Source organism: Streptomyces sp. NBC_00258, from assembly GCF_036182465.1.
Taxonomy (GTDB): Bacteria; Actinomycetota; Actinomycetes; order Streptomycetales; family Streptomycetaceae; genus Streptomyces.
The window spans coordinates 6430439-6454987 of sequence record NZ_CP108081.1 but is presented as its reverse complement, the minus strand read 5'-3'; the positions used below and the strand labels follow the sequence as shown (position 1 = coordinate 6454987).

The window sequence follows — 24549 nt, the reverse complement described above, 5'->3', positions numbered from 1 at the left end:
TGACGGGCGATGGCCCTAGCTCATCTGCGCCTTGACGTGGTCGATGACCTCGTTGAACTCCTTCGTCGGCGAGAAGTCGACGTACTCGCAGTCCTCGAGCGCCTCCGGTACGTGGCCGGGCGCCCAGTAGAAGGCCTGCCCCGCCTCGTAGACCTGGCTCCCGGCCTTGGTGCGCATCCTGAGCCGCCCCTTGAGGAGGTATCCCCAGTGGGGGCACTGGCACTGGTCGTCGGGAAGGCCCTTCACCGCCGGTCCCATGTCCGTGCCCTCGGGGAAGCTCGCGAAGGCGACGCTCATGCCTCCGCCGACTTCCTGCATGCGCAGTTCCACACCGTTGCCCTCGATCGCGACGGGTGTGTCGTTCCGCGTGGCTGCCGTCATGATTCCTCCATGGCCGGTCCGCTGCGGGGTATCGGGATCCGCGTCTCGGGAATCTCCGCTCATGGGATTCTCGGCGTCTCGGGAATCTCCGCCTCCTTCCAGTCTGACCCCGGGGGCTGCGGAGTGCGACAGGTCGCCTATCGCCGGCCGCCCCCGAAGCCTCCCTCCGGCGCCTCGCCCGCCGTCACCGTGGCGATGCGCTCGGCCGAGCCGAGGGTGCCCGAGGCCGCCAGACCGCCCGTACCGGTACCCGACTTCGTGCCGCCCGAGTAGATCTCGTACTTCTCGCCGCTCTTCACCGCGGAGGACGAGTACACGACGTTCTGGATCGACTTCGAGGTGACGTACGTGGCGACCACCTTGCCGTCGGAGTCGACGACCAGGGTGCCGCCGGTGACGGTCAGCTTGTACTCACCGACGCTCTCACCGCCGCCTCCGCCACCCGGGCCTCCGCCGAAGCCGCCTCCGCCCCCTCCGGAAGAACTCGTACCGCCCGCCGCGTTGATCCCGTCGTCGCTGGAACGGATGTCCACCGTGCCGCCGTTCACGGAGATGTCGGCGCCCTCGACACCCTCGACGCGGTGACCTTCAACGTCCCCTTGTCGACGGTCAGATCGCCCTCCGCGTGGACCCCGTCGTCGCCGCTCGCGGCCGTAATCCTCGCCCGACCGCTCACGCCCTCACCGGAATCGGACGCGGGCAGTTCGCCGATGCGGGCCGCGGTGTCGCCGGTCTGGGGGCAGACCCAGACCGCGTCCCCCGTAGAGCATGACCCGGCTTCGGCTCATCGCCATGCTTGCGGATGTCCGGCTGTACGGGGCACTGCGCGCGCAGGTCTCGCAGGACGGCTTTGAGGGCGTACGTGAACTCCTCGTGGTCGTCCACGGTCAGGGACGGTTGGCCCGGAGGTGATGGAGGAGGGCGGCGAGGCCGGTGGGGGTGGCGGAGAGTATTCGGGCGGGGTCATCGCTTTCACGGAGAAGCAACAAGCCGTCTCCGGGGGCGAGTTCAACGCACTCGTTGCCGTCTCCGCCACCGGAGAATGAGGACTTCTGCCACTGGATCACGGCTCACAGCTCCTTCGTCAGTCGGCTGATGTAGTCCCGGGACTGGGCAGGTGTCAGGGCTGCCGACTCCACCCTACGGAAGAGTGTTCGCATGGCCAGCAGTCGAGCAGAGGCGTCCAGGAACACCGAGCCGTACGGGGCGTCCCGCTGCACGGTGTCCAACGCCGGTACTCGGCCACCGGCGTAGAGCATCATCGCGCCCGCCCCGGCAAACCCATCGGCGTCGAACGGGATCACCCGCACGCTTACGTTCGACCGCTCCGACTGGCTCAGCAACTCGTCGAGTTGAGCACGGGCACCCCGGCGATCGGCAACGCGCGTACGCAGTACGGACTCGTGGAGCACCGCCTCGTAGGGGACTCCGGAGAGGATCTGCCGACGGCGCATCCGGTGCTCCACACGCAACTCCACCTCGTTCTCGGGAAGTTCCGGCACCACGTACGCGAACACCGCCCGCGCGTACTCCTCGGTCTGAAGCAGTCCGGGCACGTGGACGGTACCGACCACCCGCATGAAGGTGGCGTGGTGTTCCAGCTCCGCCAAGTCCTGGAAGACGGCGGGCAGCACACCTCGGTACTCCTCCCACCAACCGCGCGTACGGTCTGTCGCCATCTCCACCAGGGCGTCGATCAACTCGGTGTCGGAGCAGTCGTACTGCACCCCGAGCTTGCGCACACGTTCGCCGCTGACTCCCGCGTTGCCCGCTTCGATCTGACTCATCTGAGCCGGGTTGGTCCCCAGCAGCGCGGCCGCCTGCCGGGAGGTCAGCCCCGCCGCCTCCCGCAGTTTCCGCAGCTCAGCACCGAGGCGTACTTGCCGAGCGGTCGGCTGAATCCTCGCGGGCACACTGCCCCCACTTCCTGAACAACACGGTCCTCAGACGGGGTTGAACGTCCCCGATCGGGTGTCAGGGTACGCGAACGACTTGCCTGGGCGAAACATTTGGCCCTACCGTCGGTGACGCGACGCACACACTGCGGAACCACCGGGACCCCGGAAGCGCACCGCCCCGCCATGCCACGACGGGAGCGACACAGCCACCGCCCGACGACCGCGCCCCTCCCTCCCTGACCAGGAGTTCGTCATGCCCGCACCCGCATCCGAAGACCCGTTCGGCGAACCATGGCAGTACACCCTCTCCCTGCCCAACGACCCCCGGGCGGTGACAATCTGTCGCCGCACCCTCCGCCTGATCCTCACCCTCCACGGCCTGCCCCACCTCACGGAGGTGGCCGAGCTGGTCGCGACGGAACTCGTGGCCAACGCCGTACAGCACACGAAGGGCCCGGCGGCCATAAGGCTTCGCTGGGTGGCGCCGGTCCTCCGTATCGGCGTATGGGACACGGACCCCAGACCTCCCGCACCCCCAGCCCTGGCGACCACGCCGAACCCGGCCCTCGAATCGGGCCGCGGCCTCACCCTCGTGGAGGAGTGCACGGACAAGTGGGGTTGGTACTCCCTGGGCGCCGCCGCCCAACTACCCCACACCAACGGCAAGTTCGTGTGGTGCGAATTGGCTCAGACGGCGTGAACGCCCCGCTCACCCCCGACAAACGACTCGGCGCGTACTTCTGTGGATGGCTTCTACGTAGATTCAAACTACGTACTACGTCCGGACCTGATCTCTCTGGTGTCGGCGTTGGCCCGGGGACGGCATCCCCACGGACGGCAGGCTCGAGGGCGGGGCGATGCCCAACGCCCTGCGCGCCGCGCGGACATGGTGCATGCCCTCCAGAGCCGTTCGCGTCACCACCGCGTACTCGGCGGGGGTGTGGGCGGTGGCCAGTTGGTGGCGGGCGGTGCGGTGGCGTTCGGCGGCGGCCGAGAGTTCGCGGGCCGCGGTCCGGTCGGCGCGCGCCCCGGCGGTGAAGGCGGACAGGCTGCCGCCCAGCCGGACCACCCAGCGGTTGGCCTCGGCCTCCGCGTCCAGGTCGGACATGGCGCCCGCGCCGTTCGACCGCCGCTGTACGACGACCGCGGCCACCGCCCCGACGATCAGCAGCAGTGCGAGCGGCACGGCGAATCCCATGATCTCCTCCGGTGGTCTCCTCCGGCACTGCCGGTCTCCTGCGGGAGGTTCTCATCCCGCGGGACCCATGAGACTCCCTGCCGCTGTGCGTCTCCGACGAGAATCCTGTGCGCCACCTGATCAGATGCCCCCGGATTGCCGGTTCATGGCAGCCGAGCGGATGTCAGCGTGCCTCGCCGGTCGCCACCTGGCCCTTCACCAGGGCGGGACCGTCCGAACCGGAGCCCGACCCGGTCTCCGTACCGCCGCCGCTCCTACGGATCAGGGCCACCCCGATCACCGCGAGCACCGACGCCGCCGACAGCGTGTAGAGGCCGCCGTTCGTGCTGCCCGTCGAGTCCTTGAGGTAGCCGAAGAGGGTCGGGGAGACGAAACCGCCCAGGTTTCCGATGGAGTTGACCACGGCCAGACCAGGCGCCGCGATCTTGAGGTCGAGGCCGGACTGCGCCATCGGCCAGAACAGTGTGGCCGCGCACTTCCCGCCGACAGCGGCGAGCGTGATGGCGGCGAGCCCGAACCACGGGGAGCCCAGGGTGGCGAGGTACGTACCCGTCGCCGACAGGACCAGGGCCGCGGCGAGATACGGGCGCCGGTCCCGGGCCCGGTCGGTGAAGTGGGCCATCGAGTACATGGCGATCACGGCACAGATCCACGGGATCGCCGACAGCAGCCCCACCTGGAAGGGCGAGAGGCCGCCGATGTCGTCGACCAGGCTCGGCAGCCAGAACGTGATCGCGTACCCGGTGAGTGCCATCGCGAAGAAGACGGCGGTCAGCACGGCGACCTGGGGGTGCAGGATCAGCCTGATCCGCGACACCTTCGGCGCCCGGCTGCGGGCCTCCTCGTCACGCGCCACCGCCGCGCTCAGCGCGTCCTTCTCCTCCCGCGTGAGCCAGCGGGCGTCCTCGATACGGGAGACGAGGAAGAAACCGGCAACGATCCCGACGACGATCGAGAAGGCGCCTTCGAGCGCGAACATCCAGCGCCAGCCGGCGAATCCGCCCGCCCCGTGCAGCTCCAGCAGGGCACCGGTGATCGGACCCGTCACGATGTACGCCGTCGCCGAGCCGCCCAGGAAGATCGCGCTCGCCCGGCCACGGCTGGAATCCGGCAGCCACTGGGTGAAGTAGAGGAGCACACCGGGGAAGAACCCGGCCTCCGCGACCCCCAGCAGGAAACGCAGCGCGTAGAACATCGTCACGTTGTGGATGAAGCACATCGCCACGATCACCGCGCCCCAGGTGATCATGATCCGGGTGAGCCAGACCCGGGCGCCGAACCGCTCCAGGAGCATGTTGCTCGGCACCTCGAACAGGGCGTACCCGATGAAGAACAGGCCCGCGCCGAGCCCGTACGCGGTGGCGCTCACCCCGACGTCGGCCCGTAGCTCGTCCTGGACGAAGCCCACGTTCGTCCGGTCCATCTGATTGATCAGCAGCATCAGGACCAGGATGGGCAGCATGCGGCGCAGGAATTTGCTGACCGCACGGCGCTCGGCATCGGGTATCGCGACTTCCGACATCGTTGTCTCCCTCAGGTCGCACATGTACGTGAACCACAATCACGTACGCGGGAACCTGGGGAACGTAGCGGAAGCAAAACTTCCGGGTCAATGGGTTGTACTTGTAATCACGTATATGAACTCATACGAGAGGGAGGGGCGGGCCCGGCGTCCCGACTTTTCCGGGCCCGCCCTGCCGTCAGCTCGCCGAAGTGGACTCCGAGGCCGAGGCCGACGTGGTCGCCGACGCACCCGGCTGCACGGCGTCGTCCGTGCCCTCGTGGGTCGCGTCCGGGTCGACGCCCATGGTGATGGTGCCGATGACGCCCTTCGCGATGCCGTTCTTCTTGTACTTGAGCTTGAGGAGACCGCCGGCCGTGCCTGACTGGTCGTAGATGGTGTCCTCGGTGAGCGTGGTCCGCTCGGTGGTGCTCGTGGAGTACGGCTCGACCTCCGCCGAGGCGAGGACGGACTCCTCGTCGAAGAAGAACTGGCCGGTGTGGCAGGTGTTGCCACCCTCGTAACCGGCGTCCGTCCAGGTGCCGCTGACGTGCACCTTGGTGTGGATGTGGACGCAGCGGCCCTGGTACCAGCCCGGGAAGACCGTCTTGAAGGTGACGAAACCCTGCTTGTCCGTCCTCCACGTGCCGCGCAGGTAGCGCTTGTCGTCGGTGGGCTCCTGGTGGCCGCCACCGCCGCCGCCCGCGGGCGGGGAGCCGGTGGGGGTGCCGGACGGAACGTCGGTCGGCGTTCCGCTGGGCGGGGTGCCGCCACCGCCGCCACCGGAGGAGAGGTCCTCGTAGCCGGAGTACAGACCCAGCGCGTCACAGTGCCAGATGTCGACGGCCGCGTTTCTGACGGGCTTGCAGGTCTCGTTGTCGATCACCTTGAGGCGGAGGGTCAGCGGGATGCCTTCCCGGTCCTCGGTGATGTCCTGGCGAAGCTTGTCCGCGTCGATGTAGTACGGGCCCTCGGTGGTCTCCGACGTGAGCTTGTAGCACGTCTCCGAGGAGGTGGAGGAGGCGGTCGGCGAGGCGCCCTTCTTCGTCTGGCCGGCGTTCGCGGTCGCGGCGATCGTGCCGCCCACGCCCACCGCGGCGACTGCCGCGCCACCTGCCACGACGACCTTGCGACGCGTCACGTTCCGCTTGTGTTTCGGACCTTGGGCTGTCTGGTTTCCTTGGATTCCCGTCATGGACAGGGAAGTTAGGTAAGAAGACTGTCAAGGGCGTGGGCACGGACTGTGGGTTGCTGTGTCCATGAAGAACCTGGCGCGAATCGATCGAGACCTTGCGGCTCACGGCCGGAACTCAGCGGCTGCCGCGGGTACCGGGCGACCAGCCCCAACGAACGCGCGGACGAAACAGCGCACTCCAGCGGAGCGCTCGGCGGGCCCGGCCCAAGAGCCGGACCCGCAGGGCCCTACTTCGGCTGCGGCTTGCGCACCGAGAGGTGCAGCTCACGCAGTCGCGTCTCGTCCAGCTCCGTCGGCGCACCCATCATCAGGTCCTGCGCGTTGCCGTTCAGCGGGAACGCGATGGTCTCCCGGATGTTCGGCTCGTCGGCGAGGAGCATCACGATGCGGTCGACGCCCGGGGCGATACCGCCGTGCGGCGGGGCGCCGAAGCGGAAGGCGCGGAGCATGCCCGCGAACTGCGCCTCGACGGTCTCACGGTCGTAGCCCGCGATCTCGAAGGCCTTGAGCATGATGTCCGGCTCGTGGTTCCGGATGGCGCCGGAGGACAGCTCGACGCCGTTGCAGACGATGTCGTACTGCCAGCCGAGGATGTCCAGCGGGTCCTGGGTCTCCAGGGCCTCCAGGCCGCCCTGCGGCATCGAGAACGGGTTGTGCGAGAAGTCGATCTTCCCGGTCTCCTCGTCCTTCTCGTACATCGGGAAGTCGACGATCCAGCAGAACCGGAAGACGCCCTCCTCGAAGTGCCCGGCGCGCTTGGCGGCCTCGACGCGGACCGCGCCCATGATCTTCGAGACCTCGTCGAACTCGCCCGCACCGAAGAAGACGGCGTGGCCGGCCGCGAGCGACAGGCGCTTCGTCAGCTCGGCGACGTTCTCCTCGGTCAGGAACTTCGCGATCGGGCCGGTCAGCGAACCGTCCTCGGCCACCCGCACCCAGGCCAGGCCCTTCGCGCCCTGCGAGACCGCGTAGTCACCGAGCTGGTCGAAGAACTTGCGGGACTGCGCGGCCACGTCCGGCACCGCCAGGGCGCGTACGTGTTTGCCCGCGAAGGCCTTGAACTCCGAGCCCTCGAAGACGTCGGTGATGTCGGTGAGCTCCAGCTGGGCGCGCAGGTCCGGCTTGTCCGAGCCGTACTTCAGCATCGCCTCGCGGAACGGGATGCGCGGGAACGGGGACGTCACATTGCGGCCGTTGCCGAACTCCTCGAACAGCTCGGTCATGAGCTTCTCGATGGGCTGGAAGACGTCCTCCTGCTCGACGAAGGACATCTCCACGTCGAGCTGGTAGAACTCGCCCGGCGAGCGGTCGGCGCGCGCGTCCTCGTCACGGAAGCAGGGCGCGATCTGGAAGTACCGGTCGAAGCCCGAGATCATCAGCAGCTGCTTGAACTGCTGCGGCGCCTGGGGGAGGGCGTAGAACCTGCCCGGGTTCAGGCGGGACGGGACCACGAAGTCGCGCGCGCCCTCGGGAGAGGTGGCGCTGAGGATCGGGGTCGCCATCTCGTTGAAGCCCAGCGCCGTCATCTTGTGACGGATGGCCGAGATGACCGACGTACGCAGCAGGATGTTGCGGTGCATGCGCTCGCGGCGCAGGTCGAGGAAGCGGTACTCCAGACGCCGCTCCTCGTTCACACCGTCCTCGGCGTTGATCGTGAAGGGCAGCGGGGCGGCCGCGCCGAGCAGCTCGACCTCGCCCACCTCGACCTCGATCTCGCCGGTCGGCAGCTCCGCGTTCACGTTCTCCGTGCCACGCGAGACGACCTTGCCGTCGATGCGGACCGTGGACTCCTTGGAGAGCTTGTCCAGGGCCTCGTACGCGGGGGTGCCGGGGCGGGCGACGAGCTGCGTGATGCCGTAGTGGTCGCGCAGATCGATGAAGAGGATGCCGCCCAGGTCTCGGCGATTGTGCAGCCAGCCGCTCAGCCGGACGTCGCTGCCGACGTCAGAGGCGCGGAGCTCGCCGCAGGTGTGGGACCTGTACCGATGCATCGTCGTTTCATCCAGTCTTCGCGGTCGGGGGCGTTGTTTCACGTGAAACACCGCCAGCCTACCGGCCGCCCCAAGATCGCTGTTCGCAATAGTTCCGCCACTCGCCGGATCCGGGCGCTCACCCCGCGTCCCACCTGCCTCGGTGGCAGCCTTCGTTCTCCTCTTCATACAGTGGGGCAATGCGCATCGGTGATCCCCTTCCCTCAGTGGGGGACGTCCTCGCCACCCTCGCCACCGGCCTGTGGAGGTGGGACGACGCCGCCGGGAAGGTCACCCTCGACGCCGAGGCCTCCCGGCTCCTCGGCCTGCCCGCGGAGCCGACCGTGCTCACGGAGGCAGGTGTACGCGCCCGTTTCCACCCCGTCGACTGGAACGAGGTCAACGGGGTCGTCCAGCTGGCCGCCGCCGAGGGCACACTCGCCGAGCTGCGGCTGAGGGTCATGGACGAGCAGGGCCATGTGATCCGTACCGTACGCAGCCGTTCCAAGCCGTCGATCGACCCGAGCACCCGTTCGTACCAGCTGATCGGCACCATGCAGGAGGTCACCGAACCGCAGCCCGGCGCCGCCGCGCGTACGCCGGTCACGGGCGACTGGAGACGCTCACGCGAGGCGTTCCTGCTGGACGCGGGGCGGGCGCTGGCCGAGGCGCGGTCCACGGCGGAGGTGCTGCGGGTCGCGGCGGGCCTGTCGATGCCCGGTTTCTCACCGGACGGGCTCGCGGTCTTCGGCGCGGAGGGCGACCGGCTGACGGTCATCGGCCACCACGGGCACAACCCCGGGGACGAGGAGCCGTTCACCCAGATGCCGCTGGACACGGACTATCCGGCCGCGGAGGTCGTCCGCACCGGCCGTGCCGTCTATCTCTCCTCGCCCGACCGCTACCGCGACCGCTATCCGGCCGCCTGGCCGCTCGCCCAGCACTTCGACCGCCAGTCCTGGGCGTTCCTGCCGCTCACGTTCGCGGGCCGCACGATGGGCGCGTGGATGGCGGCCTTCACGTACCCCGTCACGTTCACGCCCGACGAGCGTTCCGTGCTGACGACGGTGGCGCGGATGCTGGCGCAGGCCCTCTCGCGGGCCGGGGTCGCCGAGTCCGAGCGGGAGCTCACGGACGGCCTCCAGCGCTCGATGCTGCCCACCCTGGGGCCGAAGATCCCGGGCATGAGCGTCGCGGCCCGGTATGTGCCCACCGGCGGCGGGCTCCAGGTGGGTGGCGACTGGTACGACATGATCCCGCTGCCCGGCGGCACCTCGCGGACGAGCCCCGGGGGCGGCCGCTTCGCCCTCGTCATCGGCGACGTCCAGGGCCATGACGTACGCGCCGCCGGACTGATGGGCCAGCTCCGGATCGCGCTGCGGGCGTACGCCTCCGAGGGACACCGCCCGGACGCGGTTCTCTCGCGTGCCTCACGCTTCCTGTACGGGATCACGTACGACGAGGAGGTCGCGGACCTGCGCTTCGCGACCTGCCTGTACGTGGAGGTCGATCCGGAGAGCGGGGTCCTGGAGATAGCCAGGGCCGGGCATCCGGACCCGGCGATACGCATGGCCGACGGGACCGTGCTGACCCGGCCGACCGCGGGCGGGCTGCCGCTCGGCATCGATCCGGACGCCGACTATCCGACGACACGGCTCGTCCTGGAGCCCGGCGAGACCATGCTGATCTGCACGGACGGGCTCATCGAGACCGGCGGACACGACCTGGACACCGGCTGGCGGCGGATCCGCAAGATCCTGGAGAGCCACGACGGCGACATGGAGGCGCTCGCCGACGCGCTGGTCCAAGCCGTGCACGGGCCATCCTCGCACCACACGACCGGGCCGCTGGTGGACCGCCGCGAGGACGACATAGCGGTGCTGCTGCTGAGCAGGGCGGGGGAGCACAGCGAGCTCGGCGGCACCCCGACCGAGCGGGCCTCCGTACGCCGGACCATGGTGACCGTCGCGCAGGCCGAGCACCAGCGGGTCGCGGGAGCCCGGCAGCAGCTGAGGGAGTTCCTGCACGACTGGGCCTCCGCCGACCAGGTCGACTCGGCGGTCCTGCTGGTCTCCGAGATGGTCACGAACGTCCTCGTCCACACCGACGCGGACGCGCTGCTCGTCGCCGAGATGACGGGCGTGGCCGGTGCCCGTCGGATACGGATCCAGGTGACGGACGGGAGCGACGACCTGCCCCACAAGCGGCATCCCGGCGAACTGGCGTCCTCCGGGCGGGGCCTGATGCTGATGGAGCTGCTCGCGGACGCGTGGGGGGTGGACCCGCGGGGCGAGGGCAAGAGCATCTGGTTCGAACTCTATGAGGAGGGGCCGGGTGAGGAGGAGCCGGGCGGCGAGGCCGAGCCCGGGGTTCCCGGCTTTTCCGGGGTCACCGATGTCACCGAGGTCTCCGGAGACGCGTAACGTCCCCGCAGTTCCGCGATCACGCCGAACGCCGCCGCGGTCAGGGGCACCGCCAGCAGCATTCCGAGGATGCCCGCCACCGACGCGCCCGCGGTGATCGCCAGCATGACGACGGCGGGGTGCATCTGCACGGTCCGGCTCTGGATCATCGGCTGGAGCACATGTCCCTCAAGGACCTGCACGGCCAGGACGACGCCCAGCGCCCACAGCGCGATCACGAAACCGCGGTCCGCGAGGGCCACCAGAATCGCCACAGCACCGGAGAGAAAAGCTCCCAGGTAGGGGATGTACGCGCCGACGAACACGAGCGCGCCCAGCCCGACGGCCCCCGGCACCCGCAGCACGAGCAGGCCCACGGTGATGCAGATCGCGTCGATGAGCGCGATGAACGTCGTCCCGCGCATGAACCCCTCGACGGCCTGGTACGCCCGCCGCGCCATCGCCTCGGTCATGTCGCCCGAACCCTGCGGCACCAGCGAACGCAGGGTCCCGGCCGCCCGGTGCGAGTCCCGCAGGAAGAAGAAGACGAGCAGCAGCGCGAGGACGGCCATGGCGATGGCCTCGCCCACGACGCTGATCCCGCTGATCACCCCGGACGCCGCCGTCCCGCCGAACTTGCCCAGCAATTCCTTGGCGTTGGATGCGAGGTCGTCGAGCGAGGTGCCGGCCGCCCCGAAGTGCTCGGACAGCGACTCGGCGGCCTGCTTGAGCGAGGCGATGATCTCGTCACCGGTGTCGATCAGCGCGGCCACCACGATGTACGTGGCCCCGCCGACGACGGCGAGCACCGCGGCGCAGGTCACGCCGGCCGCGATCGACCGGTTCACCTTCGCCCGCACCAGCCGCCGGTACATCGGCCCGAGCAGCGCGGTCCCGAGCAGCGCGAGCAGCACCGGCACCACAGCGGTCTTGAACTCGACGCACAGCCGCACCCCGACGACCACGACCCCGGTGACCAGCAGCGCGACGACGCACCAGGCGGCCACACGGCGCACGGGTTCGGGCAGGAGCCGGGCGGGTTCCGGAAGCAGGGGCTGCACGGCTCCACCTGACCATGCGTCAGGCGGGGTGGCGCTCCGTGAGGGCCGAAAGGGGGATCTGCCGGGGGACCCGTGCGCAATGATGCGAACCATGGCCGCCATCACTGAGATACCAGGACCCAAAGGCCTTCCCCTGCTCGGCTCGGCACTCGACCTCCGGCGCGACTCGCTGGACGTCTTCCTGCGGGCCCGGCGGGACCACGGCGACGTGGTGCGTCTCTCCGCGGGCCCGCCGGGAGTCCGCACTGTGCTGCACTGCGTCTTCTCCGCGGAGGGCGTGCAGCAGGTCCTGGCCTCGCAGGCGGCCAACTTCCGCAAGGACAACCACTTCTACGAGGAGCTGAGGCAGTCCGCCGGCAACGGCCTGCTCACCGCGCAGGACGCCGACTATCTGCGCCAACGCCGTCTGATCCAGCCGCTGTTCACGAAACGGCAGGTGGACACCTATGCCACGGCGGTGACGCTGGAGGCCGACGGCACGGTCGAGCGCTGGCGGGACGCGGCCGACGGCGTCGTCGACGTCGTGCAGGAGATGGACCGGCTCGCGCTGCGCACGGTCTCCCGCATCCTGTTCGGCGCGGACGTCGAGGCCGCGGTCGACGTCATCCACGACAACTTCCCCGTTATCAGCGAGTACGTGACGCGGCGCGGCTTCTCCCCCGTCAACCCGCCGCGCTCCTGGCCCCTCCCGTCCAACCGCCGGGCCGAGGCGGCGTCCCAGGCGGTGTACGCGGTCTGCGACCTGATCATCGCGGAGCGCAGGACGGCCGGCGCGACAGCCAAAACCGCCTCCTCCTCCGCCTCCTCCGCCGCGGGCGACGACCTGCTCTCCCTTCTCTCCCGGGCGAGCAGCGAGGAGGACGGCAGCCTCGACGCCGCCGAACTCCGCGACCAGGTGCTGGTCTTCCTGATCGCCGGCCACGAGACGACCGCGACGTCCATGGCCTTCGCGCTCCATCTCCTGGCCCGCGACCCGGAGGCCCAGAAGCGGGCCCAGGTGGAGGTGGACCGACTGCCGTCCGGGCGAGCGCCCTCGGCCGCCGACCTCGACGAACTCCCGTACCTGACAAGGGTGCTGAAGGAGTCCATGCGGCTGTACCCGGCCGCTCCGGTGGTCGGCCGCCGGTCCGTCGAGGCCGCGGAGGTCGACGGACACCTGATCCCGGCGGGCGCGGACGTCCTGGTCCTGCCCTGGGTCACCCACCGCCACCCCGACCTGTGGGACGACCCGGAACGCTTCGACCCCGACCGCTTCACCCCCGAGCGAGAGGCGGCCCGCCACCGCTACGCCTGGTTCCCCTTCGGCGGCGGCCCCCGCGCCTGCATCGGCCAGCACTTCTCGATGCTGGAGTCCGTACTGGCCCTGGCGGCCCTGCTCCGCTCGTACGAACTGGAGGCCATGGACACAGAGATCCCACTGACAGCGGGAATCACCCTCCAGGCAACGGGTCCCGCACGAGTACGGCTGCGGGCCCGCGGCTGACGGCACGCGGTGCCTCTGGGAGACCGACGGCAGAATCGATACCCCTCCCCCCTATCGGGTGAACATCCTTGCTGTGGACATGAGTTGCGCCTCCACCTGCCTACTTTCCGAGGCGGAGGTGATGCTCGATGTACGAGCAGAACAACATGCGGCCGGACAGTACGGCGGTGCGGGCCCAGGATGCGATCGAGATCAACGACTTCGTGTACGCGGCGACAGGAGCGCGAGTGCGGCGGCTGACGCTGCCGGACGGCTCGCACTGGTTTCCCGCGGTCGATGTGTGCAGGGAGCTGGGCTACATCCACACGGGCTCTGCTCTGCGCAATGTCGCGGACGAAGCCAACTTCGGAAGTGCCGAGAGTGTGCTCGGGAGGCACACTCTCAGCATTCCCGCAGGTCGAGAGTGGCGACGAGACATGAATCTCGTGAACCTTGAAGGGCTGATCCGACTCGTCAACGGCTGTACGAAACAGCAGTCTCAGCCGTTCAAGGCCTGGGTGGCCACCGTCATCGCATCAATCCAGCGCGACGGTTCCTACTCCCTGGAACCAGCCCCCGTCCAGCCCACGCCCGACGTCGCCACCGCATACGTCATGCCCCAGCAGATCGCCGACGCCATCGTGCGGCTCGAAGAACGGAACATCCGGGCGGACGAGTTGCTGCTCGCCTTCCAGGAGGAGCGCGGCGAACTGCTGCGGCAGATCAGCCGCAGCCAGACCGTGATGGCCGAGGCGCTGCAGCAGATCGCCGAGTCTCTCGGCCGCCCTCACGACCGCCCCCGGCCCACCGCGCCGTCGCCGGAGCCCGAGTTGACGCCCCAGGAACTGCTCGCCACCTGGAAGGCGAAGAATCTCGTCGTCACCGGGGACGTCCACGCGGTGGCGGCCTACCTGGCCCCGGCGCTTCTGCGTGGTGGTGCCCGTTACCGGCTGGAGGAGATCGCCACCCGTACGGGGCTGCCGCAGAAGCGCGTCCACGACTGCGTGCGAATGCTGCTCAAGCGGGGGTGTGTCCGGCAGACGGGCTGCGCGCCGGACGGAGCCCCGCTCTACGTGCTGCCGTAGTGCCGTTGTCCCGTAGTGCTGTACCAGGGACACAATGAAACAGGCCCGAAGTCGCAAAATGAAGTTGCGGCTTCGGGCCTTTCCATACCGTACCGGACCCAGCGACTGATCGCGGACCCGGCGTCAAACGGCGCCTACAGCCCACCCTCGCTCATCCCGTGAACCGCCGGAATCGTGCCCAGCCGGCCCTTCTGGAAGTCGTCGAAGGCCTGCTGGAGCTCCTCGCGGGTGTTCATCACGAACGGGCCGTAGTGGGCCATCGGCTCACGGATCGGCTGTCCGCCCAGGATGACGACCTCCAGGTCCGGGGTGTTCGAGTCCTGCTGCTCGTCCGCGCGGACGGTCAGCGACGAACCCGCGCCGAAGACGGTCGTCTGCCCGGTGTGGACCGGGCGACGGTCCGTACCGACACTGCCGCGGCCGGCCATCACGTACGCGAGGGCGTTGAAGTCCTCGCGCCACGGGAGCGTGAGCTCGGCGCCGGGCGCCACGGTCGCGTGGATCATGGTGATCGGCGTGTGCGTGATGCCGGGACCCTGGTGACCGTCCAGCTCACCTGCGATGACGCGCAGGAGCGCGCCGCCGTCGGGCGTGCTGAGCAGCTGGACCGAGCCGCCACGGATGTCCTGGTAGCGCGGCGCCATCATCTTGTCCTTGGCCGGCAGGTTCACCCACAGCTGGAGCCCGTGGAAGAGACCGCCCGACATGACGAGCGCCTCCGGCGGGGCCTCGATGTGCAGGAGGCCCGAGCCCGCGGTCATCCACTGGGTGTCGCCGTTGGTGATGGTGCCGCCGCCACCGTTCGAGTCCTGGTGGTCGAAGACGCCGTCGATGATGTAGGTCACGGTCTCGAAGCCGCGGTGGGGGTGCCAGGGGGTGCCCTTGGGCTCGCCCGGCGCGTACTCCACCTCACCCATCTGGTCCATCATGATGAACGGGTCGAGATGGCGGTAGTTGATCCCGGCGAACGCGCGGCGGACCGGGAAGCCCTCACCCTCGAATCCGCTCGGTGCGGTGGTCACGGTGAGCACAGGGCGTGCCACGGCCTCGGTCGACGCGGCCACACGGGGCAGGGTCAGCGGGTTCTCGACGGTCACTGCAGGCATGTCGGTACCTCCTTGTGCTCGAAGTTTAGTTGAATCTCGAACTTTCTGCCACCTGGAACGCAGAACGCCCGGAGGGCATTCCCTCCGGGCGTCACTCGCAGAGCCGGTCGTACGGGGCGGTCGTACGGAGCAGTACGCGCTTGCCGTCTGCGTGCGGCTCTACCGTCGGCCGTCCGTGGAGCAGACGCGGTCAGCCGTACATCCGGCGCATGGCGAAGTCGACCATCTGCTCGACCGCCTTCGCATCGAAGACGATGCGGTGCTCGCCCTCCATGTCGAGGACGAAGCCGTAGCCGGTGGGGAGCAGGTCGATCACCTCGGCACCGATGACCACGAAGTACTTGGACTCCTTGCCGGCGTACCGGCGCAGTTCCTTGAGCGAGGTGAACATCGGGATCACGGGCTGCTGGGTGTTGTGCAGCGCCAGGAAACCGGGGTTGTCACCGCGCGGGCAGTAGACCTTGGAGGTGGCGAAGACCTGCTGGAAGTCCTCGGGGGTCAGCGACCCCGTGGTGAACGCGCGCACCGCGTCCGCGAGCGACGGCGGCGACGGTTCGGGGTAGAGCGGCGGCTGCTGGCCGTATCCGCCGACCCCGCCGACACCACCGGGCATCTGCTGCTGCGGCGGCGGCTGGGACTGCGCGTACTGCTGCTGCCCCGGTCCCACGTTCTGGTCGTAGCCGTACATGAGGGCAAGAGTACTGGCGGGGCGGGCCGCCCGGTCGTCCCCGGCGGATTTCCTCGAACAGGTGGCGGAGCCGTGCACTCGCACCCGATGGTGGACCCCGAAATGTAGACCCTGCTCACACTTGGGCAATCAGGGGTTGATTCTTATTACCGACGGGTAGCATCATCGTAGCTACTAGTTGGTACGTGAACCAGATGCGCACCAGACTCGAACCAGGTACGAGGCCTCGTCACCGAGGACTCAACCACCTCCCCGATCTTTAACGGAGCCGTCGCCATGGGGCACTACAAGTCGAATCTCCGCGACATCGAGTTCAACCTCTTCGAGGTGCTCGGGCGCGACAAGCTGTACGGCACCGGCCCGTTCGCGGAGATGGACACCGAAACCGCCAAGAGCATCCTCGAAGAGCTGACCCGCCTCTCGGAGAACGAGCTGGCGGAGTCCTTCGCGGACGCCGACCGCAACCCTCCGGTCTTCGACCCCGAGACCAACACGGCGCCCGTCCCGGCGTCCTTCAAGAAGTCCTACCAGGCCTTCATGGACTCCGAGTACTGGCGGCTCGGCCTGCCCGAGGAGATCGGCGGCACCACCGCCCCCCGCTCCCTGATCTGGGCGTACGCGGAGCTGATCCTCGGCGCGAACCCGGCGGTCTGGATGTACTGCTCGGGCCCCGCGTTCGCGGGCATCCTCTTCGAAGAGGGCAACGAGGTCCAGAAGCACATCGCGAAGATCGCCGTGGACAAGCAGTGGGGCTCCACCATGGTCCTCACCGAGCCGGACGCCGGTTCGGACGTGGGCGCGGGCCGCACCAAGGCGGTCGAGCAGGAGGACGGCTCCTGGCACATCGAGGGCGTGAAGCGGTTCATCACGTCCGGTGAGCACGACATGTCGGAGAACATCCTTCATTACGTACTCGCCCGCCCCGAGGGTGCCGGCCCCGGCACCAAGGGCCTGTCCCTCTTCCTCGTCCCGAAGTACGAGTTCGACTTCGAGACCGGCGAGCTGGGCGAGCGCAACGGCGCCTACGCGACGAACGTCGAGCACAAGATGGGCCTCAAGGCGTCCAACACCTGCGAGATGACGTTCGGCGACCGCCACCCCGCCAAGGGCTGGCTCATCGGCGACAAGCACGACGGCATCCGCCAGATGTTCCGCATCATCGAGTTCGCCCGCATGATGGTCGGCACGAAGGCCATCTCGACGCTGTCGACGGGCTACCTCAACGCCCTTGAGTACGCCAAGGAGCGCGTCCAGGGCCCCGACCTCGCGCAGTTCATGGACAAGACCGCGCCCAAGGTCACCATCACGCACCACCCGGACGTGCGCCGCTCACTGATGACACAGAAGGCGTACGCGGAGGGCATGCGCGCCCTGGTGCTGCACACCGCCGCGCTCCAGGACGAGATCCAGGTCAAGGAGGCCGAGGGCGAGGACGCGTCCGCCCTCGAAGCGCTGAACGACCTGCTCCTGCCGATCGTGAAGGGCTACGGCTCCGAGAAGGGCTACGAGCAGCTCGCGCAGTCGCTCCAGACCTTCGGCGGCTCGGGCTTCCTCCAGGAGTACCCGATCGAGCAGTACATCCGGGACGCCAAGATCGACACCCTGTACGAGGGCACGACGGCGATCCAGGGTCAGGACTTCTTCTTCCGGAAGATCGTCCGCAACCAGGGCGCCGCGCTGAACTCGCTCGCCGAGGACATCAAGAAGTTCCTGGCGCTCGGCACCGGCGGCGAGGAGCTGTCCGGCGCCCGTGAGCACCTCGCCAAGGCGGCCGTCGAGCTGGAGGCCATCGTCGGCCTGATGCTCACCGACCTCGCGGCGACCGAGCAGGACGTCAAGAACATCTACAAGGTCGGGCTGAACAGCACCCGCCTGCTGATGGCCTCCGGTGACGTCGTCGTCGGCTACCTGCTCCTGAAGGGTGCCGCCGTCGCCGCCGAGAAGCTGGAGACGGCCTCGGCGAAGGACCGGCCCTTCTACACCGGCAAGATCGCCGCGGCGAAGTTCTTCGCGGCGAACGTCCTGCCGGGCGTCACCGGTGCGCGCAAGCTCGCCGAGGGCGTCGAGCTGGACCTGATGGAGCTGGACGAGTCGGCGTTCTGATGAAAGGCGGGGCGCGGCCCCCGCCTTTCATCAGGGGCGCGGGGAACTGCGCGACCAGCCCCCACGCACCCGCAGGGTCGGCGCTCAGGCCGTGAGCCGTCGCGTTCGCGCCGAACGTCCGGACCCGTCCCACTGTCTGTACACACCCCTCACGAAGGCCCGTTCCCATCCCCGGGAGCGGGCCTTCGTACGTCGTTAAGGTGAACCCATGCGCACACCCCCACGCTTCGACCGCGGACACACCGACGACCTCATGTCCTTCCTGGCGGCGAGCCCGTCCCCGTACCACGCCGTGGCGAACGCCGCCGAGCGGCTGGAGAAGGCGGGCTTCCGGCAGGTCGCGGAGACCGACGCGTGGGACGGGACGAGCGGTGGAAAGTACGTGCTGCGCGGGGGAGCGATCGTCGCCTGGTACGTGCCGGAGGGCGCCGAGCCGCACACCGCCTTCCGGATCGTCGGGGCGCACACCGACTCCCCCAACCTGCGGGTGAAACCACGCCCGGACAGCGGTGCGCACGGGTGGCGCCAGGTCGCGGTCGAGGTCTACGGCGGCCCGCTGCTCAACTCCTGGCTCGACCGGGACCTGGGCCTCGCCGGACGCCTTTCGCTCAGGGACGGCTCGACGCGGCTGGTGAACATCGACCGGCCGCTGCTGCGGGTGCCCCAGCTCGCCATCCACCTGGACCGTTCCGTCACCTCGGACGGCCTCAAGCTCGACAAGCAGCGGCATCTGCAGCCCATCTGGGGCCTGGGCAACGACGTGCGCGACGGCGACCTGATCCGCTTCCTGGAGGAGGAGTCGGGGCTCCCCGAGGGCGAGACCACCGGCTGGGACCTGATGGTGCACTCCATCGAACCGCCCGCCTACCTGGGCCGCGACAAGGAGCTGCTGGCGGGTCCGCGCATGGACAACCTGCTGTCCGTGCACGCCGGTACGGCGGCGCTGACGGGTGTGGCGACGGCCGACGAGTCCCTCTCCTACATCCCGGTCCTCGCGGCGTTCGACCACGAGGAGAACGGCTCGCAGTCGGACACCGGAGCGGACGGGCCGCTGCTCGGCAGCGTGCTGGAGCGTTCGGTGTTCGCGCGCGGCGGCTCGTACGAGGACAGGGCCCGCGCCTTCGCCGGTACGGTCTGTCTCTCTTCCGACACGGGTCACGCCGTGCACCCGAACTACGCCGAGCGGCACGACCCGACGCACCACCCGCGCGCGGGCGGCGGCCCCATCCTCAAGGTGAACGTCAACAACCGCTACGCGACGGACGGTTCGGGCCGCGCCGTGTGGGCCGCCGCCTGCGAGCGGGCCGACGTGCCCTTCCAGACCTTCGTCTCCAACAACTCCATGCCCTGCGGCACCACCATCGGCCCCATCACCGCCGCCCGCCACGGCATCAAGACGGTCGACATCGGCGTGGCCATCCTCTCGATGCACAGCGCCCGCGAACTCTGCGGCGCCACCGACCCGTTCCTGCTGGCGAACTCACTGGTGGGGTTCCTGGAGGGATAGGGATGCCTCAGGGGCCCCAATTTTGAACCTGTTCATGACAGACCCCTCCGGCATACGATGCCGTCTTGATCAATCACCTCGGTCAATCACCTGGTGAAACACCTTGGTCAATCATCTTGCCCACGGGGGGACTTGATATGAGACGGCGTTCCATGCTGCTCGCCTGCGCGTCGGTCGCGGCCGGGCTGCTGCTGGGGCCGGCGCCGACGGCGTCCGCCGCGACGACGGCACCCGAGCTGGTGATCGCGGGCGGCACCGGCGAACAGTCCACCGGGCTGGTCTCGGTCACCGCACGCTCGGACAGCGCGATCACCTCGATCACCGCTCATCTCTTTGCCGACGGAGGCTCCGAAGAGGTCGCCACCGTCAGCGAGTTCGCCCTCGGCTCGGGGAGCGAGTCGGACGGCCGCTGGACGGCGACCACCCCGCTGCGCCTCGCCGAGCTGGGCACCTACCGCGTCGTCGTCGACCTGACCGACGCCGACGGGGACACCTCCACGACACAGAGCGCCGCCGGATTCGACTACTGGCGCACGGCCGACCTGCACGACTTCGAGGTCACGCCGGAGCAGCCCGACTTCAGCCACCAGCAGGTGTCCGTGTCCGGCCGGTACACGATCACGGACCCGCGGACCGGGGAGACGACTCCCGCCGCGAACAGCGCGGTCGAGATCGCGACGTCGAACGTCGGCGAGACCGTCTCGGCGAGCACGGACGCCGACGGCCGGTTCTCCACCGCGTACACGCACACGTACGACGGCGGGGGCAGCGTCTCTCCGTGGCTCCAACTGGCCGCACCGGGGTCGCAGGACGGCGCGACGGTCTACGTGTCGCCGGTCAGGTCGGACACCCGGGTACTGCTCGACACCGACGAGCTGAGCACCGTCGAGGGCGACCCCGTGACGGTCTCGGGCCGCGCCGAGGTGTGGATCGACGACGACTGGCGGCCACTTGCCGGGGCCACGGTCCGCGCGCTGTGGAGCACCGACTCGGGAGCCGCCGCGGTGCGGCCCGTCACCGACACCGAGGGCCGGTTCTCCGGTGAGCTGTTGATGCCGCGCTCCGGCACCGTGCAGGTCAACGTCCTCCCGGGCACGTACCTCAACGCGAGCGCGGAGGAGCCCCTGAAGGTCGGGGTCGCCCGCGCCACCTCCATCGGTTCCTTCTCCGTGACCGCCGGCACGAACTCCTGGCTCACCGCCCAAGGACGCCTCTACACCGGTGAGAGCACACCCCCGGAGGACGTCCACAAGGTGCAGATCCAGTACTCGGCCGACGGCGCCACCGGCTGGACCACGGTGACGACGGTCGTACCCGGCTTCGGCGACCCGGAGGAAGGCTCCCTGTTCCAGGGCACGTTCACCGCTCCCGCCGGACAGGGCCACTACCGGGCGTACTTCGCGGGAGGCGCCGACTGGCAGGCCGCGTACAGCGAGCCGGTCTTCGTCCAACTCCCCTGACCCGTCTCCCTGATCGGTCTCCCGGGCCGGTCTCCCTGATCCGCCCCGCCTCATCCGCCCGCGGAGACCTCCCCTGCATGGAGGGGCCGGGTCCGGGTACTCGCCCCGGACCCGGGAACCGCACGGTCTCCGGGCCCGGAACGAACTGTGTTTCAAACAGGAGGCGACACCCATGGGCCTGGGCGGGTGCATCATTCTGATCGCCACAGGAGCGATCCTCACGTTCGCGACCGACTGGGACATGCAGGGGGTCAACCTCGACCTGGTCGGCATCATCTTCATGATCGTCGGTCTGATCGGTGTGGCGACGTTCAGCAGCATCGCCAAGCGGCGCCGGGTCGTGGTGCGGCCGGGTGCTCCGGTGGTCGACGAGGAGCAGCGCAACCGCAGCGGGTACAGCGACGGTTACGGCGTCTGACCGCCGACGCTCACGGCATCCGACCGCCGTACGGATCAGCTGTTCAACACATGCCCGGTGGTGGCGTCCACATGGTCGGGGACCTCCTCATGGCGGTCCCCGACCGTCAGCGTGCCGGTGGGTTCGATGAGGAGGATCGCGGCGCCGGAGGGTGAACTCGGCTTGTGCTCGGTGCCGCGCGGGACCGTGAAGAGCGAGCCCTTGGGCAGGACCACCGTGCGCTCGCCGCCCGCCTCGCGCAGGGCGATGCGCAGTTCGCCCTCCACGACCAGGAAGAACTCGTCCGTGTGGTCGTGGGTGTGCCAGAGGTGCTCGCCCTCGACCTTCGCGACGCGTACGTCGTAGTCGTTGACGGCGGTGACGATGCGCGGGCTCCACAGGTCGTCGAAGGAGGCGAGCGCGGCGGCGAGGGAGACGGGTTCACTGTTCTGGGCCATGGGTTCATCGTGCGGCGGGACGGCACGCGCGCACGAGTGCTAGAAATCGCACATGCCGCAAGGATCCTCGCAGCACGCGTCTCCGTCTCCGACCCTGCCTCCGAATCCGAATCCGAATCCGCGTCCGGCTTCATCTCCGGGACGCCGGACGCACCGCGTCGCGGTGATCGTCGACGAGGGCACCAACCCCTTCGAGGTCGGCGTGGCGACCGAACTGTTCGGACTGCCCCGGCCCGAACTGGGCCTCCCTGAGCCCCTGTACGAGCTGACGCTGTGCACCCCCACCCCCGGGGTCCGGATGAACCACGGCTTCTTCACGCTGAGCGGGGTGCCCGGGCTCGACGCGGTGGACGGCGCGGACACCCTCGTCGTCCCCGGCCGCCCCGACAACGTCGTGCCGCGCGGCGAGGCGGTACTCGACGCCGTCCGGCGCACCCACACCCGCGGGGCCCGCGTGGTGAGCCTGTGCACCGGAAGCTTCGCGCTCGCCGAGGCCGGAATCCTGGACGGGCGCCGGGCCACCACCCACTGGCGCTGGGCCGACCTCTTCCGGGAGCTCCACCCGAAGGTCCTGCTGGAGCCGGACGTGCTCTTCGTGGACGAAGGGGACGTGCTGACCGCGGCCGGCAGTGCGGCCGCGCTCGACCTCGGGCTGCACATCGTGCGCCGCGATCACGGAGCGGAGATCGCGAACGCCGTGTCCCGGCGGCTCGTCTTCGCCGCCCATCGCGACGGCGGGCAGCGGCAGTTCGTCGAACGCCCCCTGCCCGACGTACCGGACGAGTCGCTGGCGCCGCTGCTGGCCTGGGCGCGGGCCCGGATCGGCGAACCGCTGACGGTCGCGGACCTCGCGACGCATGCGGCCGTGTCGCCCGCCACGCTCCACCGCCGCTTCCGTGCCCAGCTGGGCACGACCCCACTGGCGTGGCTGACGGGCGAACGGGTGACGCTGGCCTGCCGGCTCATCGAACGCGGCGAGGAACGACTGGACGTCGTCGCTGAACGCAGCGGTCTCGGCACCGCCGCCAACCTGCGGGCGCGGCTGCGCCGCGAGACCGGACTCAGCCCGTCGGCCTACCGACGGCGTTTCGGACCGGCTGCCGGGGAACCGCTAGGAGCATGAAATTCCTCGTACGCGACCGACTCCTGGGCATCGGTGACGACTACTGGATCGAGGACGAGCACGGCCGGAAGGCCTTCCTCGTCGACGGCAAGGCGATGCGGCTGCGGGACACCTTCGAGCTGAAGGATCCGCAGGGGCGGGTGCTGATCGACATCCACAAGAAGATGCTCGCCCTGCGGGACACGATGGTCGTCGAGCGGGGCGGTGAGCCGCTGGCGACCATCCGCCGCAAGCGGCTGTCGCTGCTCCGCAACCACTACCGTGTGGCCCTCGCCGACGGGACCGAGCTCGACGTCAGCGGCAAGATCCTCGACCGGGAGTTCGTCGTCGAGTACGACGGCGAACTCCTCGCCCACATCTCCCGCCGATGGCTGCGGGTCCGCGAGACCTACGGCGTCGAGGTCGTACGCGACGACGCGGACCCGGCCCTGCTGATCGCGGTGACGGTATGCGTGATCCACCTGGCGGAGAGGGAACGGGACTCGGACTGACGTCATCCACTCACCCCCGCTGAAAATCAGCCCCTCCGGCGTTTGAGGAGCGGGGGTTCGGGGGCTGGCCCCCGAGTAGCGACGGGAATGGGTAGGGGCGGCGGGGGCTAAAAGGCCCCGGCGCCACCCCCCGGCGGACGGTTCACCGACGAGGCCGCTCAACCCCCAGCACCCGGTCCTTCAGCACCGGGAACTGCCCCCGAGTCGCACCCACCTTCGCGGGATCGAACTCCACGGAGAGGACCTCCTCACCCGAACCCGCCTCCGCAAGCACCTCACCCCACGGATCGACCACGATCGAGTGACCGGCCTGCGGAACCCCCGCGTGCGTACCGGCCGTCCCACACGCGAGCACGAACACCTGGTTCTCGACCGCCCGCGCCTGGGCCAGCAGCGTCCAGTGCGCCCTGCGACGCTCCGGCCAGCCCGCCGGGATCACCAGGGTCTCGGCGCCCACGTCGACGAGCCCACGGAACAGCTCGGGAAAGCGAAGGTCGTAACAGGTGGCGAGCCCGAGCACGGTCTCGGGCAACCGAACGGTGACCAGCTCCGCCCCGGCCCCCATCAACACGGCCTCACCCTTGTCGAAGCCGAACCGATGGATCTTCCGATAGGCGGCGGCCAGTTCACCGGCGGGGGAGAAGACGAGGGAGGTGTTGTAGAGCGGCCCCTCAGGATCCCGCTCGGGAATCGAACCCGCGTGCAACCACACACCCGCGTCACTGGCCGCCTTGGCCATCACCTCGTACGTGGGCCCTACGAGCGGCTCCGCCTCGACACCGAACGACTCGAAGGCGAAGGCCCCCGTCGTCCACAGTTCGGGCAGCACGACCAGGTCGGCACCGGCCTGTTCCCGTACCAGCGAGGCGACACGCTCCCTGCGGGAGTCGATCGATTCGCCCTCGTCCACGGCGATCTGGAGCAGAGAGGCGCGCACACTACCACCGTCCTGGCATTCGAGCCTTTGATACAGGCCTACGATCGTCACACCAAAGCACTGCCGGGGTGCCTCACAGCAGCGTAACTTAGCGTCCCAAGACACCCGCTGACTGTGCACTGCCCG

At 69.2% G+C, this 24549-nt stretch carries 24 protein-coding genes; 11 read left to right on the top strand and 13 right to left on the bottom strand.

Annotated elements, in window-relative coordinates; translation table 11 throughout:
- Positions 1-15 precede the first annotated feature (15 nt).
- Both OG718_RS28835 and OG718_RS28830 read right to left on the bottom strand, forming a co-directional pair.
- Positions 16-381 (bottom strand): hypothetical protein, encoded by a 366-nt coding sequence (locus OG718_RS28835; RefSeq protein WP_143641435.1) that lies wholly within the window; start codon positions 379-381, stop codon positions 16-18.
- 137 nt (positions 382-518) lie between these two features.
- Complete coding sequence (locus OG718_RS28830; protein ID WP_143641434.1) at positions 519-929, bottom strand: hypothetical protein; 411 nt, start codon at positions 927-929, stop codon at positions 519-521.
- Between the two features lie 220 nt (positions 930-1149).
- Here OG718_RS28830 and OG718_RS28825 point away from each other — a divergent pair, with 220 nt between their 5' ends.
- Entirely contained in the window at positions 1150-1293 is a 144-nt protein-coding gene (locus OG718_RS28825; protein ID WP_328845544.1) for a hypothetical protein, read from the top strand.
- Here OG718_RS28825 and OG718_RS28820 read toward each other — a convergent pair.
- Together OG718_RS28820 and OG718_RS28815 are read right to left on the bottom strand one after the other, a co-directional pair.
- The gene (locus OG718_RS28820; protein WP_079053342.1) at positions 1269-1448 is read right to left on the bottom strand and encodes a DUF397 domain-containing protein; all 180 of its coding nucleotides are present in this window, start codon (positions 1446-1448) and stop codon (positions 1269-1271) included. The two genes, OG718_RS28825 and OG718_RS28820, sit on opposite strands and share 25 nt — an antisense overlap.
- Positions 1449-1451: 3 nt before the next feature.
- Positions 1452-2294 carry a helix-turn-helix domain-containing protein gene (locus OG718_RS28815; protein WP_328845543.1) on the bottom strand — a complete coding sequence of 281 codons (843 nt, stop codon included), beginning with the start codon at positions 2292-2294 and terminating at the stop codon, positions 1452-1454.
- Positions 2295-2532: 238 nt separating this feature from the next.
- Here OG718_RS28815 and OG718_RS28810 point away from each other — a divergent pair, with 238 nt between their 5' ends.
- Positions 2533-2979 (top strand): ATP-binding protein, encoded by a 447-nt coding sequence (locus tag OG718_RS28810; RefSeq protein ID WP_328845542.1) that lies wholly within the window; start codon positions 2533-2535, stop codon positions 2977-2979.
- Positions 2980-3054: 75 nt separating this feature from the next.
- Here OG718_RS28810 and OG718_RS28805 read toward each other — a convergent pair whose 3' ends face one another.
- The 4 genes from OG718_RS28805 to aspS all read right to left on the bottom strand — a co-directional run bounded on the left by OG718_RS28805 (position 3055) and on the right by aspS (position 8164).
- The gene (locus tag OG718_RS28805) at positions 3055-3477 is read right to left on the bottom strand and encodes a hypothetical protein (RefSeq protein WP_328845541.1); all 423 of its coding nucleotides are present in this window, start codon (positions 3475-3477) and stop codon (positions 3055-3057) included.
- A 163-nt stretch (positions 3478-3640) separates the two neighbouring features.
- The gene (locus OG718_RS28800; protein ID WP_143641429.1) at positions 3641-4999 is read right to left on the bottom strand and encodes an MFS transporter; all 1359 of its coding nucleotides are present in this window, start codon (positions 4997-4999) and stop codon (positions 3641-3643) included.
- Between the two features lie 178 nt (positions 5000-5177).
- Positions 5178-6173: an intradiol ring-cleavage dioxygenase gene (locus OG718_RS28795; protein WP_328845540.1), complete on the bottom strand. Its 996-nt coding sequence runs from the start codon at positions 6171-6173 to the stop codon at positions 5178-5180.
- A 227-nt stretch (positions 6174-6400) separates the two neighbouring features.
- A complete protein-coding gene (gene aspS / locus OG718_RS28790) occupies positions 6401-8164 on the bottom strand; it encodes an aspartate--tRNA ligase (protein WP_143641427.1) in 1764 nt (587 codons plus the stop codon).
- A 179-nt stretch (positions 8165-8343) separates the two neighbouring features.
- On the opposite strand from aspS, the gene OG718_RS28785 reads away from it, so the two are divergent.
- Positions 8344-10566: a SpoIIE family protein phosphatase gene (locus tag OG718_RS28785; RefSeq protein ID WP_143641426.1), complete on the top strand. Its 2223-nt coding sequence runs from the start codon at positions 8344-8346 to the stop codon at positions 10564-10566.
- On the opposite strand, the gene OG718_RS28780 is transcribed toward OG718_RS28785, so the two are convergent.
- Entirely contained in the window at positions 10461-11606 is a 1146-nt protein-coding gene (locus OG718_RS28780) for an AI-2E family transporter (protein ID WP_260695528.1), read from the bottom strand. The genes OG718_RS28785 and OG718_RS28780 overlap by 106 nt on opposite strands.
- 91 nt (positions 11607-11697) lie before the next feature.
- Between OG718_RS28780 and OG718_RS28775 the strand changes: the two genes are divergently transcribed.
- Positions 11698-13089: a cytochrome P450 gene (locus OG718_RS28775; protein ID WP_328845539.1), complete on the top strand. Its 1392-nt coding sequence runs from the start codon at positions 11698-11700 to the stop codon at positions 13087-13089.
- A 128-nt stretch (positions 13090-13217) separates the two neighbouring features.
- The gene (locus OG718_RS28770; RefSeq protein WP_328845538.1) at positions 13218-14153 is read left to right on the top strand and encodes a BRO-N domain-containing protein; all 936 of its coding nucleotides are present in this window, start codon (positions 13218-13220) and stop codon (positions 14151-14153) included.
- A gap of 134 nt (positions 14154-14287) precedes the next feature.
- Here OG718_RS28770 and OG718_RS28765 read toward each other — a convergent pair whose 3' ends face one another.
- A complete protein-coding gene (locus tag OG718_RS28765) occupies positions 14288-15259 on the bottom strand; it encodes a pirin family protein (protein WP_143641422.1) in 972 nt (323 codons plus the stop codon).
- Between the two features lie 190 nt (positions 15260-15449).
- On the bottom strand, positions 15450-15947 hold the full coding sequence (locus OG718_RS28760) for an SseB family protein (RefSeq protein WP_055615632.1): 498 nt from the start codon (positions 15945-15947) through the stop codon (positions 15450-15452).
- A gap of 276 nt (positions 15948-16223) precedes the next feature.
- Between OG718_RS28760 and OG718_RS28755 the strand changes: the two genes are divergently transcribed.
- From OG718_RS28755 to OG718_RS28740, 4 genes are all read left to right on the top strand, one after another.
- The gene (locus tag OG718_RS28755) at positions 16224-18050 is read left to right on the top strand and encodes an acyl-CoA dehydrogenase (protein ID WP_143641421.1); all 1827 of its coding nucleotides are present in this window, start codon (positions 16224-16226) and stop codon (positions 18048-18050) included.
- Between the two features lie 208 nt (positions 18051-18258).
- The gene (locus OG718_RS28750) at positions 18259-19557 is read left to right on the top strand and encodes a M18 family aminopeptidase (protein ID WP_143641420.1); all 1299 of its coding nucleotides are present in this window, start codon (positions 18259-18261) and stop codon (positions 19555-19557) included.
- A 137-nt stretch (positions 19558-19694) separates the two neighbouring features.
- Positions 19695-21017 carry a hypothetical protein gene (locus tag OG718_RS28745; RefSeq protein ID WP_328845537.1) on the top strand — a complete coding sequence of 441 codons (1323 nt, stop codon included), beginning with the start codon at positions 19695-19697 and terminating at the stop codon, positions 21015-21017.
- Positions 21018-21189: 172 nt separating this feature from the next.
- The gene (locus OG718_RS28740) at positions 21190-21435 is read left to right on the top strand and encodes a hypothetical protein (protein WP_143641418.1); all 246 of its coding nucleotides are present in this window, start codon (positions 21190-21192) and stop codon (positions 21433-21435) included.
- Between the two features lie 35 nt (positions 21436-21470).
- Here the strand turns inward: OG718_RS28740 and OG718_RS28735 are convergent, their stop codons facing one another.
- Positions 21471-21872 carry a cupin domain-containing protein gene (locus tag OG718_RS28735; protein WP_143641417.1) on the bottom strand — a complete coding sequence of 134 codons (402 nt, stop codon included), beginning with the start codon at positions 21870-21872 and terminating at the stop codon, positions 21471-21473.
- 52 nt (positions 21873-21924) lie between these two features.
- Here OG718_RS28735 and OG718_RS28730 point away from each other — a divergent pair, with 52 nt between their 5' ends.
- A complete protein-coding gene (locus tag OG718_RS28730) occupies positions 21925-22995 on the top strand; it encodes a GlxA family transcriptional regulator (protein WP_443055151.1) in 1071 nt (356 codons plus the stop codon).
- On the top strand, positions 22992-23486 hold the full coding sequence (locus OG718_RS28725; protein WP_143641415.1) for an LURP-one-related/scramblase family protein: 495 nt from the start codon (positions 22992-22994) through the stop codon (positions 23484-23486). The genes OG718_RS28730 and OG718_RS28725 overlap by 4 nt, the downstream gene beginning before the upstream one ends.
- A gap of 142 nt (positions 23487-23628) precedes the next feature.
- On the opposite strand, the gene OG718_RS28720 is transcribed toward OG718_RS28725, so the two are convergent.
- The gene (locus OG718_RS28720) at positions 23629-24423 is read right to left on the bottom strand and encodes a carbon-nitrogen family hydrolase (RefSeq protein WP_143641414.1); all 795 of its coding nucleotides are present in this window, start codon (positions 24421-24423) and stop codon (positions 23629-23631) included.
- Positions 24424-24549 lie beyond the last annotated feature (126 nt).